General features: G+C 44.2%; 9 protein-coding genes. 3 read left to right on the plus strand and 6 right to left on the minus strand.

Going from position 1 to position 12,055, the window contains the following annotated elements:
* The 4 genes from sufD to C943_RS17835 form a co-directional block, all read right to left on the minus strand.
* Nucleotides 1-1,278, minus strand: coding sequence for a Fe-S cluster assembly protein SufD (gene sufD / locus C943_RS17820; RefSeq protein WP_008630652.1), 1,278 nt, complete (start codon nucleotides 1,276-1,278; stop codon nucleotides 1-3).
* Nucleotides 1,279-1,314: 36 nt separating this feature from the next.
* Nucleotides 1,315-2,076, minus strand: a complete 762-nt coding sequence (sufC, locus tag C943_RS17825) for a Fe-S cluster assembly ATPase SufC (protein WP_008630654.1) — start codon at nucleotides 2,074-2,076, stop codon at nucleotides 1,315-1,317.
* Nucleotides 2,077-2,112: 36 nt separating this feature from the next.
* Entirely contained in the window at nucleotides 2,113-3,558 is a 1,446-nt protein-coding gene (gene sufB / locus C943_RS17830; RefSeq protein WP_008630656.1) for a Fe-S cluster assembly protein SufB, read from the minus strand.
* 287 nt (nucleotides 3,559-3,845) lie between these two features.
* Entirely contained in the window at nucleotides 3,846-4,313 is a 468-nt protein-coding gene (locus C943_RS17835; RefSeq protein ID WP_008630657.1) for an Lrp/AsnC ligand binding domain-containing protein, read from the minus strand.
* Nucleotides 4,314-4,691: 378 nt separating this feature from the next.
* On the opposite strand from C943_RS17835, the gene C943_RS21565 reads away from it, so the two are divergent.
* From C943_RS21565 to C943_RS17850, 3 genes are all read left to right on the plus strand, one after another.
* Entirely contained in the window at nucleotides 4,692-5,204 is a 513-nt protein-coding gene (locus C943_RS21565) for a hypothetical protein (protein WP_008630659.1), read from the plus strand.
* 118 nt (nucleotides 5,205-5,322) lie between these two features.
* Nucleotides 5,323-7,245 (plus strand): M14 family metallopeptidase, encoded by a 1,923-nt coding sequence (locus C943_RS17845; protein WP_008630663.1) that lies wholly within the window; start codon nucleotides 5,323-5,325, stop codon nucleotides 7,243-7,245.
* 163 nt (nucleotides 7,246-7,408) lie between these two features.
* Complete coding sequence (locus C943_RS17850) at nucleotides 7,409-10,240, plus strand: S9 family peptidase (protein WP_008630664.1); 2,832 nt, start codon at nucleotides 7,409-7,411, stop codon at nucleotides 10,238-10,240.
* Between the two features lie 50 nt (nucleotides 10,241-10,290).
* Here the strand turns inward: C943_RS17850 and C943_RS21570 are convergent, their stop codons facing one another.
* Nucleotides 10,291-10,995: a hypothetical protein gene (locus tag C943_RS21570; RefSeq protein ID WP_051069632.1), complete on the minus strand. Its 705-nt coding sequence runs from the start codon at nucleotides 10,993-10,995 to the stop codon at nucleotides 10,291-10,293.
* Between the two features lie 212 nt (nucleotides 10,996-11,207).
* Nucleotides 11,208-12,014 (minus strand): copper resistance protein NlpE N-terminal domain-containing protein, encoded by an 807-nt coding sequence (locus tag C943_RS17860; protein WP_040481227.1) that lies wholly within the window; start codon nucleotides 12,012-12,014, stop codon nucleotides 11,208-11,210.
* Between the last annotated feature and the right edge of the window lie 41 nt (nucleotides 12,015-12,055).

Here is a 12,055-nt window from a genome sequence, read left to right on the forward strand (position 1 = left end):
TTAAAAGTTGCTTCCTAATCTTTCTTGCACTAGCCTGTCTATATAGTTTCTGAATGACTCATCGTTGATATGTTCAAGCACTTCGCCGGCGAAGGCATAAAGCAAAAGTCCCTTTGCCTGCATCTTGTCAATCCCCCTCGCTTGGAGGTAGAAAAGTGCCTCTTCGTCCAGTTGTCCTGTTGTACAGCCATGCGAACACTTCACGTCATCGGCCCATATCTCCAATTGAGGCTTTGTATTCACGATGGCATCCTCTGACAGCAAAATGTTGTTGTTTTGCTGGAATGCATTCGTTTTTTGGGCATCTTGACGTACAAATATCTTTCCGTTGAATACGCCCCTGGATTGGTCCGTCAATATTCCCTTGTACAATTCGTTGGATTCGGCATGGGGTTTTGTATGGTCCACATTGGTATGGTTGTCGACGTGGGTCTTGCCGTTGAGCAAATAGAGTCCATACATGTTTCCAACGCATCCGGAATCCTGCAAACGAAGGCTCAGATTGTTTCTCACCAAGTCACCCGAAAGTGATACGACCGTGGACGTAAACGTGGCATCTCTATGAATGTCGGTTTCAAAATTGCTCACTACGATAGCTTTTGAACCGTCATTTTGTAGCCGGCTGTAATGGACGTGTGAGTTTTGCCCAACTTTGATCTCAGTGACCGAGTTGCTGAAATAAACCGCTTCATCCAATGAGATTGAATGCTCAAGAAATGTAGCCTCCGCATTTTCGGCTACTTCGATCAATATTCTAGGGCTTATGATTTGTCCTTCGTTGGCCTGGTTGAAGAACAGAAATAGAATAGGCGAATCGACCTTCTTTCCTCTTGGAATCGAAATTTGGATTCCATCCTCAAAATAGATCGTGTTTAAGGCAATGAACGGATCTTTCTCCGCTTTGGCAATGCTTCCCAATGCTATTGCATTTGATTCGGACAGCATTTGGACCTCAAAACCGGAATTCTCGAATGCAGAAAGTTCCTCCGAGAAAATGCCATTATTAAACACCAAATAGGATCCTTCAAATCCAGCCCAAAGGTGGTCTTTGATTGTGTCCTTGCTGACAGCAATTGGTTTGGCTGGAGAAAAGTCTGTGATGACCTGTTCAAGTTTTTTGCTGACGGAGGTGAATTTATATTCTTCGTCTTTCGCTGCCGGAAGGCCTTTTCCGTTGACGATCTGCTTGGATTCTTCCCTCAGCGAGGGGAAAGAACCAAAAGAAGGCGCGTTTTCCAGGAATAAATCGGTGACTTTATTTTTGGTAACAGTTGTCATACAATAATATTGAATGGACTTGAATCAATGGGTTGATTAAACGGAAGCGGCATCTGCTTCTTCCTTGATCCAATCGTAGCCCTTTTCCTCCAATTCAAGAGCCAATTCTTTGGTTCCTGACTTCACGATGCGACCTTTGTACAAAACATGCACAAAGTCAGGCACGATGTAATCGAGCAACCGCTGATAGTGTGTTACCACGATGGTGGCATTATTTGGGGATTTCAGTTTGTTGACACCGTTGGACACGATCCTCAAAGCATCGATATCCAATCCTGAGTCCGTCTCGTCCAATATCGCCAATGTTGGTTCCAGCATGGCCATTTGGAAGATTTCGTTTCTCTTTTTCTCCCCGCCTGAAAAGCCTTCGTTTAGGGACCTGCTGAGTAACTTCTGATCAATTTCGACCAATTTCATTTTTTCCTTCATGACGGATAGGAATTTCACCGCATCGAGTGGTTCCAATCCTCTGTATTCACGGACTTGGTTTACCGCGGTCCTCAGGAAGTTGGTTGTGCTAACCCCTGGGATTTCAACAGGGTATTGAAAAGCCAAGAAAACCCCTTCTCTAGCACGGTCCTCCGGTGCCATTTCCAATAAATCTTTTCCCTTGAAAGTCACCTCTCCCTCGGTAACCTCATATTCCTCCCTGCCGGCAAGAACTGACGCGAGCGTAGATTTACCTGAGCCGTTTGGGCCCATGATGGCATGTACCTCGCCAGCTTTTACTTCCAGGTTGATACCTCTTAATATAGGAGCCCCGTCGATCGAGGCATGGAGATTATGTATGCTTAGCATTTCAATTAATTTTTCGGTTTTTCGATTGCACGTTTATTACCCAACTGATCCTTCCAAAGTCAACGCCAGCAGCTTTTGTGCTTCCACAGCAAATTCCATTGGAAGCTGATTGAGCACTTCTTTCGCATATCCATTTACGATCAAGGCCACAGCATCTTCTGTGCTGATACCCCTTTGGTTACAGTAAAAGATTTGATCCTCACCGATTTTGGAGGTGGTTGCTTCGTGTTCCACCTTGGCGGTTGGATTCTGGATATCGATGTACGGGAAGGTATGTGCACCGCAGCGGTCACCCATGAGGAGTGAATCACATTGGGAGAAGTTGCGGGCGTTTGCAGCACGCTTCATTACTTGCACTTGACCTCGATATGAGTTTTGCGATTTACCTGCAGAAATCCCTTTTGAAACAATACGGCTGCGGGTGTTTTTTCCGATATGGATCATTTTGGTGCCGGTATCCGCCTGCTGATAGTTGTTTGTGACAGCCACGGAGTAGAATTCGCCAACCGAGTAATCACCTTTTAATATACAGGAAGGATATTTCCATGTTACCGCAGAACCCGTTTCAACTTGGGTCCATGATATCTTGGAATGATCTCCTGCGCAGATGCCTCTCTTTGTCACAAAGTTGTAGATACCGCCTTTTCCTTCTTTGTCTCCAGGGTACCAGTTTTGGACCGTAGAGTACTTCACTTCGGCGTGGCTGGCCGCATAGATTTCGACAACCGCTGCATGCAGCTGGTTTTCATCCCTTTGCGGAGCAGTACACCCTTCAAGGTAGGATACATATGAACTTTCGTCGGCAATGATCAGCGTCCTTTCGAACTGCCCTGTATTTGCCGCGTTGATTCTGAAATAGGTAGAGAGCTCCATGGGGCATCTTACTCCCTTTGGAATATAGCAGAATGAACCGTCAGAAAATACTGCTGAATTCAGGGCTGCATAATAATTATCAGTCATCGGAACGACAGAGCCCAAGTATTTTTTGATCAAATCAGGATGCTCATGCACAGCCTCACTGAATGAACAGAAAATGATTCCGAGTTTGGAAAGTGTTTCTTTAAATGTAGTACCAACAGACACAGAGTCAAGAACCGCATCAACGGCAATTCCCTGCAAACGTTTTTGTTCATTCAGGTTGATGCCGAGCCTTTCGTAAATTTGAAGCAGTTCCGGGTCAACTTCATCCAAGCTCTTGGGTTTTTTGGTCTGTTTTGGCGCTGAATAATATTTCAATGCCTGGAAATCCACTTTGGGATAATGCACATTGGCCCACTCTGGCTCGGTCATGGTCAACCAGGTTCTAAATGCTTTCAACCTCCATTCTAAAAGCCATTCTGGTTCTTCCTTCTTGGCGGAAATCCAGCGAATGATATCTTCGTTTAGGCCAACGGGCGCTTCGTCTGTCTCCAGGTTTACCGACCAGCCATGCTCATACTCCTTAGAGGTCAATTCTTCTAAAATCTGATTGTCTTTGCTCATGAAGAGAGTTATTTAGACTAATTACATTTTGTGAGGCGAAGATAAAACATTTAAGCTTAAAATATTGTTCGAGACCCTTCCAAAATTCCATTAAAAATCGATTGGATAGATCGTAAAATACTGTAATACAGGTAATTAAAAAAAAATAAAACCAAGGTTGTATTCCTTGGTTTTCTTAAATTAGTGTAAAAATCATATGGGTAAAATCCAAATAATTATATATTTAGATTTAATCTAAATAATTGAATTTACTTGCTTTGTTCGTAATTTTGGGTGACGGACATCATCTATTTGTCAAAAAACTGGATGGGGCGGTTGATGCTTTCCTCCAAGACAATCAAAGTTTCTGTTCGATCGATACCATCGACTTTTTGAATGTTGTCGAGTACTGTACGGAGGTGGTTGGTGTCTTTGCAAATTATCTTCGCAAAAATGCTGTAATTTCCAGTCGTATAATAGGCGTTGATGACTTCAGGAATTTGTTTCAGCCGGTCGATTACCGCGTCGTACAGCGAGCTTTTTTCAAGGTATATCCCCAGAAACGCCGAAATGTCATAACCGAGTTTTGAGAAGTCTATATTGAGTGTCGCACTCTTTACGATGCCCATGTCCTCCAGTTTACGCATCCTGACGTGGACAGTACCGGAGGATACATATACTTTTTTGGCTATTTCGGTGTAGGGTGTTTTCGCATCGTCATTGAGCAAAGAGATAATCTTCAAATCTACATTGTCAATATCTAAAATTTTGTCCATTTTTTTTGGGTTAAATTGAATCTATGTTAATCATCTTGCGGTCAAATTATGAAATAGTCAAAAAATAGCAAAATAAATTTTTCAATTTGTAAAATTGACCAAAATGAAGTTACTTTGGCGTTGGTCAATTGTTAAGATATTTTATTTGGCAAATAGGTAGATTGATCAAATATACATTTGAAAAAGGGGTAAATACCTGATTTCGAAGGTGCTTTCGAATGAAACTTTTAATCTCTAAAGTTATATTTGGGTTTATATTCTGAAAAGGGTCTTGCTAATGGCAAGACTTTTTTATTGCCTTTTTTAAAATTTCAAATGCAAAAATTTGCATGTAAAAATATTTTATATGTATATTTGAGCATCAAAACAAATCACCCTATGAAAAGCTACTCTTTCATCCTCATCTTGGTCTTCGGCTCAAACCTCGCATTTCACACTGCTTTTGCAAATTCAGCAGAAAAGGAAATAATATCTGAGAAAGGTTCAAAAACAGCAACGGTAAGTGAGAATCCAGCTATGATCACATTGAAGCCCTTTGTTGCTGAAGAAACGGCTTCTACGGAAAGTTCTGCCTATTTTTCTGATTACGCACAAGCGCACGATACGACATTCGCTCCTTGGGCATTTACTGAGGAAGCGGTTGAGATTCTCGATCATTATGTTCCTTTTATTTTCAGGACGAAGAAAAGTGCTTCAATAGAGGAGTTGAAGGTAGTCTTGAGTATCAACGAATTTGGTAAATTGACAGGATTCAGGATTTTGAACGAAGGTGCAGACAAAGGTCTCAAGGAGAGAATGGGCCATGTTTTGAGAAAGCTACCTGCCGCAGTTCCTGTTCCCGGTTTTCAGACATACGAGCCGATGGAGTTTCAATTGGTAATGGCATATTAAGGTTTAGATTTTGTGTTGTTTTAATCCCTTTTGCTCTCGCAAGAGGGATTTTTTTTGATCGGTTAGGAAGGTTTGGATAAGGGAGCATATTTTTATTCCGACCAAAAAAATCAACATCATGAGAAAAATATGCCTCTTTGCTTTATCGATTTTCTGTTTGATCGATATGGCGGCCTTTGCCCAAATGCAAAGCCTAGTTCCTGAAAAGGTATGGCCAGAACACGATAAGAAATCCAAACATTACACGATATCCGGTGAGCGCCACGGTCAATCCTTCTACAAAAAGCAAACCTTTCCGGAGGTACAGTATGAGCCAGCTGAGACATTGACTTTTGATATCTACCATACGCCGGATGTCATGTACCATTGGTACAAGGTGTGGGCGGAGAAATATCCGGAAATCACCGAGCTCTATGAGGTTGCCAAATCGTACGAGGGCAGGCCGATTCTGCAGATGACGATCACCAACAAGAAAACCGGGAAGCATACCGATAAGCCGGCAGCATATTTTGAAGGAGGGCGCCACGGTGGGGAGGTTACGAGTAGTGAATCCGTGTTGTGGCTGACAAAACATCTTTTGGAAAATTATGGCAAGGATCCAAAAATTACCCAACTGATTGATACAAAGACGATCTATGTCCGTCCGCAAAACAATCCGGACGGCACGAATATGTACCTATTCTCAGAACAGAGAAACAGAAGTACTGTCCGACCGCATGATACGGACCGGGACGGTTTATTGGACGAAGACCCCGAGGAGGATTTGGATGGAGATGGCGTGATATACCAAATCCGCCAATTGGCAGTTACGGCGGAAGACAAAGAAAAGGCCAACTATATTATTGATCCAAAAGATCCACAAGGACGCCTGATGAAGCGGGTTTTTAACGGAAAGGGCGATTACATCCTACATACCGAGGGAATCGACAACGATGGCGATGGAAAATTCAATGAAGACGGGATTGGAGGCTTGGATTTGCATAGAAACTACCCAGAAAACTGGCGTCCGGACACAGGCGGAGACGCCACGGGTCGCGGTTATACCCAATTCGGTGCTGGTGAATATCCACTCAGCGAGATTGAAACGCGATCCACTTTCCTTTGGCTGATTTCCCATCCGAATATTTCTGTTGTCAATTCTTTGGATACCAGGGTTCCCATGCACCTTAGGCCGCCTTCGACTTCTTCGAGTGCTGAGTCCATGTTTCCAAAGGACCGTTCTATCTATGAATATTATGACAAATTGGGCATGAGCATCACGGGCTATCCTTGGGCAGGAGATGTTTATGAGACTTATAGCACCCGTGGCAAGATAAACCGACTAACCGGTGATCCATTGAAGCCAAATCCGCTGTTCGGCCATGGACCTGATTTTGGATACTTCTACTATGGCGCGGTTTGGTATGGCGATGAGCTTTGGAACAACGGCGCTATGAAGGATTACGACGGTGACGGTGAAAGGGATGACTATGATGCACTCCGTTGGGATGACGAAGAAAACGGGTCAAAAGGATTCAAGAAATGGACAAAGTTCAACCATCCACAGTTGGGCGAAGTGGAGATCGGTGGATTTCACCCCAAGTTTTTTGGTCAAAATGGGCCGCCTTGGAACTTGGAAACTTGGATCAGCAAGCAATCGCTGTTCAACCTCGCGATGGCAATGGACCTGCCTCAGATCGAAATCAAGGACGTAAAAGTGGATAAGGTAAAAGGAAACTATGAAGTTACAGTCTCTTGGACAAATTCAGGAAAGCTTCCAGTCGCATTGGATCAGGCAAAAAGGGTCAAGATTATTCAAGAAGACCGCTTGACCTTGGAATTTGACAAGGAGTTGACAAAGGGGTACGAGGACGCAAAAGTCCAAATAGTTACCCCAGAATTGTATGACAAAACCATTTACGCAGGGTATACCGAAGCGGGAGAAACCAAGTCGGCGAAGTTTGTCGTGAAGATCAATCAATCAGAACCTGTCAAGGCTAAAGTGAGATTGATGTCCACAAGAGGTGGCTACGTAGAAAGGGAGATTACTTTGGGGAATTAAATTCCAAAATATCATTACAATTCACCGGAGTCTTTTACGTCTTGTCATTTGACGCGCAAAAGGCTCCGGTGATTTTTTTAGATAATGTTCCTTCCATTGAAATAATATTTGGTCAGGGCCTTCCTGACCTTTTCTATTTTCAAAGCTTGAAAATCCTTTTAAGATGATGAAAAATATTCGCTTCCAATGTGTGCTTGCTCTTTGGATGATTTCGCTTCTGCCAGCTTTGGCACAGGAGAAAAGATCGTTGACACACGCTGATTATGACCGATGGGAGACCATATCCTCTGACCGAATGACCAAAGATGGCAAATGGATTGGCTATGAAGTCAACCCGCAGGATGGTGATGGAAGATTGGAAATCGTGGCGACTGCCAACTCCCAAAACAGGATTGTGATTCCCAGGGCCAACAGATTTGGGTTTTCCCACAACGGACAGTATGCCGTCGGAAGGATTGTTGCCCAAAAAGATTCCGTCAGATACCTCAAATTGAAAAAAACAAAGCCAGATGATATGCCCAAGGACAGCCTATTTGTCCTTGATTTGGCGAGTGGGGCAATGGAAAAATTTGGCCGTGTAAAATCCTTTTCGATGCCGGTAAAGGAAGGCAATTGGCTAGCGATCCAGTTTGAAAAAGAATTGCCTGAAAAACCCAAAAAGAAAGATCCAGCCGATACCACGCAAATCAATAACGTGAAGGAGAAGCCGAAAAAAACGGACGGAACAAAGCTTTTGGTCAAAAGCTTGGGTCAGGCGACAAGCTATGAGTTTGCAAGGGTTAAGTCCTTTGGATTCAATGAAACGGGCACTTTTCTGTATTATACTTTGGCTGAAGAAGACACCTTGAAAAACACGGGATTGTTTATTTTGGATCTCAGTACGGGAATCTCCAAGCCAATTGATGAGCGGAAAACGGAGTACCTCGGAGTTGCTTTTTCTCCTAAAGACAAATACGTTTCCTTCCTGACTACAGAAGATTCTGCTAAGGCCAAAAAGCCCTATTATGACCTCTACTTGTATGAAATCGCCAAGGAAAACAATCAAAAAATCGCCGGGAAATCGACCCCCGGGGTAAATGGCATGGTGAGTAAAAATGGAAATCTTTCGTTTTCCGAGGATGAGACAAAGCTTTTCTTCGGCACTGCACCGGATTATGTAAGCTTTGCCTACGAAGACGACACGACTATTTTGGAAGAAGAAAGGGTAAAACTGGACATTTGGGGCTGGCAGGATGACGAAATCCAACCCATGCAACTCAAAAACCGTAGCCGGACGCAAAACAAGTCGTATTTGGCAGCCTATCAGATAAAAAGCAAAAAAGTGGTACCCTTGGCCGATGAGTCGGTTGCCGATGTCTCACTGGACCGAAAATCAAAGTTTGACTACGCATTGGGATTTGACAGTAGGCCATACAGAAGAAATTACAGTTGGGATATCCAAGTTGGCCGCGACCTATATCTCATCGATTTGGCGACGGGAGCCAAAACATTGGTGAAGAAAGATGTTCCAGGGTCGCCGCAACTTTCCCCGGCTGGGAAATATATCTATTGGTACGATAGCCGAGATTCCGCTTGGGTGTCCTATGAAATCAAAAAAGGAGCTTTTGCCAATCTGACCAAATCAATTCCAAGCGCATTTTATGACGAGTTACATGATTCGCCCTCATTGCCATCCTCTTATGGGGCCGCAGGATGGTTGAAGGACGATGCTGGATTTCTGGTTTACGACCGATTTGATATTTGGAAAATTGACCCGACCGGGAAAAAGCAGCCTGTCAATATCACCCAATCCCAAGGAAAAGGAACGGGCGTGATCTTCAGAAGGGAAAGATTGGATTTGTTGGAAGAAGGGATCGACCCAGCCAAGCCTTTGATATTGGAGGCCTTCGACGAAAAGACGAAGAAGAGCGGGTTTTTTATTGGTGATTTCGAAGGAAAGACCGCACCACAGGAGGTAATCTTCACAGACCACCGTTACCTAGGACTGCAAAAGGCTGAAAATGCAGATGTTTTATCGGTCCGTCGCTCTACCTACTTGGAGTTTCCTGACGTGTATGTCACGGACATTTTCATGAAAAATTTCACGAAAATTTCATCTGCCAATCCACAACAGGCACAAGTGAAATGGGGTTCGGTAGAATTGGTCGAGTACCTGGCCAACGACGGCACACCACTCCAAGGGTTACTTTTCAAGCCCGAGAATTTCGACGCCGCCAAAAAGTACCCGATGTTGGTTTATTTCTATGAGCGGAACTCTGACGGACTCCATTCCTACCGTGCGCCTGCGCCCAGCGCGTCCACGATCAATATCCCTTATTTTGTCAGCAACGGGTATTTGGTGTTTGTTCCAGATATCAAATACGATCTCGGGCTTCCAGGACCTTCTGCCTACAATTGCATCATTCCTGGAGTACAGTCTTTGGTGGCTAGGGGCTTTGTAGATGCTTCCAATATGGCGATCCAGGGCCAAAGTTGGGGAGGCTACCAAGTCGCCTACCTCATCACCCAAACGAACATGTTCAAGGCAGCGGGTGCGGGCGCGCCGGTGGTCAACATGACTTCTGCTTACGGAGGTATCCGTTGGGGTACTGGGATGAGCCGCATGTTCCAATACGAACAAACTCAGTCGAGAATAGGAGGCACCCTATGGGAAAAACCGCTCTACTACCTCGAAAACTCGCCTTTGTTCTTTATGGATCGTGTAAACACCCCTGTTCTCATCATGCACAACGACGAAGATGGGGCAGTGCCATGGTATCAAGGAATCGAGATGTTTATGGCACTCAAGCGTCTCAATAAGCCAGCTTGGCTACTCCAATACAATGGAGAAGATCACAATTTGGTCCAGAGAAAAAACCGCAAGGATTTGTCTATCCGGCTTGCACAATTTTTTGACCACTACCTGAAAGGTGCTCCTGCGCCGCTTTGGATGACAGAGGGGTTGCCAGCGGTGGAAAAAGGAAGGACATTGAAATATGAACTTTCAGATCGATAAACAAAGAAGCCCAGATTCACCCGGGCTTCTTTGTTTTTCTTTTTTTAGAATTATCTACCAATATAACGCTTTACCATAAACTGGAAATTTGCAAGCAGATCGGGCTTAAAAAGTTTGTTCTGCATTTCGTTCCCGTCGATGGTGGAGTTTGTTAGCATGTTTGCCTGAAACTCAAGGGCAAAATCCCATTCGTATTCCAAATTGGAGGAAATACCAAATCGAAAAGGAATGTATGGCATTGAGCTAGTCTGGTTGGAACGTTCGACCCTTCCGCTGACGAACACGCCGTCCTGGATTTGTCCATCCCGTAGCACCCGCTGTGCGCGTTCCGAAAATAGGTAGCCGAGACCAAGTCCCACATATAGGTTAACGGCTTCTCCAGCCCTGCCGGATTGGTTGGGATTAATGATAAATAGTGGTATTGCGTCCACTTGGTAGCTCATTCCCCTGAAGTAGTAGGCCTGTCCGTTGTCGCCCCATTCGATGAGGATTGGGGAATTTAGGGGACGGAACTCGCCACTTTCTATAACCTGTCCGCCAATTGAGGCCCGCAGGTCAAATCGGTCTGAAAGTTGTTTGGTGTAGGCAGCAGAAAAAGCTGGTTTCATCTTGAATTTCAAGAATTTATATAAACCGGCATTGTCGCCGTAAATCATCCCCCAGCCATATCCGACGGATATATTGTCTCTAGATTGGGCTAAGCTGGAAAATGATAAAAGTAATGCTGCAAGCAGGGTGATTGTTGACTTTGGCATACTTAACCATTTAATATCGGGACGAATATACATGTTTTGTAAAGTATTATCCAAGTGATTGATTTTTATGGAATTGTCCTCAATGGCTTATCAGTGGTAAAAAACGTACCTTTTTTGTTTTCCGCCAACCTTTAAATAGTCATCAAAAGCGTTTTTTCCTGCAACCAAAAAAAATCAGGTTGTTTGATTTCCTTGGTCGATTGCCATCGGTATTATTGATTTCCCACAACAAATTTAGCCAATGGAGCCATCTTCGCCTTGTTGAGCGTCATGATTGTATCCGCTATGCTGTAGTTGTCCGCTTGTTTCAACACCCCATAAAATGCCTGCTCAGTCGCCATATCCGGGCAAGCCATCATGGTGCCCGCGATATTCCCAAAGGTGATTTGGTTTTGTCCCTTTAGCTCATATCCGCCTGAAAATCCATTACAGGTTGAGTTGCCCGAGGCGGTTGAAGTCTCCATGTCGAATTGGATAAAGCCTTCCCTGCTGCCTTCTTTCTGGACCACGGGCTTGCCGCGCAATTCGACCAAAACCCATTTTTTTCCTTCAAGTCTAGGGTCGGTAGGATTCTTAATCAATTTGTAGTTGTCAGCCAGATCTCCCGTGATGCGGTTTCCCTCTTTGTCCAAGTGAAACAATATATTTTCTCCAACCTGATACATTTGGGTTTCGCCGTTTTCTCCAGTAAGCCTGATTTTGGAACCACTGGTGTCCCAAGTGAAATTTCCTTGGTCAAAGAATGCATTTGGATCTTTTCCGAGATACTTGAGACTGCGCAGGAACGTCCCGTCAGACTTTAATGTGATTCGGGTTTCAATGCCTTCACAATCGGCACAGGGAACCACGCCCTGGTATACACCATTCCAGTCAAGGCTATTTTGACTGTTGTGGGTGTCGGGATAAGCAGTTGCCATGACTTTCTCAGAATTGGCTTCCTCTGCTGATTTTTCGGACCTGCAGGCCAATAGCGTCATGCAAACCAACGATGCCATGAAGAAATGCATTTTGATTTTCATACAATTTATAGTGGATGGCTTTGAAACTATAAATTAACGGA

This window comes from Mariniradius saccharolyticus AK6, from assembly GCF_000330725.2.
GTDB classification, from domain to species: domain Bacteria; phylum Bacteroidota; class Bacteroidia; order Cytophagales; family Cyclobacteriaceae; genus Mariniradius; species Mariniradius saccharolyticus.

Bases quoted from the DNA above. Each gene is read 5' to 3' on its own strand.
- sufD (WP_008630652.1), bottom strand. From the start codon at position 1,278: ATGACAACTGTTACCAAAAATAAAGTCACCGATTTATTCCTGGAAAAC.
- sufC (WP_008630654.1), bottom strand. From the start codon at position 2,076: ATGCTAAGCATACATAATCTCCATGCCTCGATCGACGGGGCTCCTATA.
- sufB (WP_008630656.1), bottom strand. From the start codon at position 3,558: ATGAGCAAAGACAATCAGATTTTAGAAGAATTGACCTCTAAGGAGTAT.
- C943_RS17835 (WP_008630657.1), bottom strand. From the start codon at position 4,313: ATGGACAAAATTTTAGATATTGACAATGTAGATTTGAAGATTATCTCT.
- C943_RS21565 (WP_008630659.1), top strand. From the start codon at position 4,692: ATGAAAAGCTACTCTTTCATCCTCATCTTGGTCTTCGGCTCAAACCTC.
- C943_RS17845 (WP_008630663.1), top strand. From the start codon at position 5,323: ATGAGAAAAATATGCCTCTTTGCTTTATCGATTTTCTGTTTGATCGAT.
- C943_RS17850 (WP_008630664.1), top strand. From the start codon at position 7,409: ATGATGAAAAATATTCGCTTCCAATGTGTGCTTGCTCTTTGGATGATT.
- C943_RS21570 (WP_051069632.1), bottom strand. From the start codon at position 10,995: ATGCCAAAGTCAACAATCACCCTGCTTGCAGCATTACTTTTATCATTT.
- C943_RS17860 (WP_040481227.1), bottom strand. From the start codon at position 12,014: ATGAAAATCAAAATGCATTTCTTCATGGCATCGTTGGTTTGCATGACG.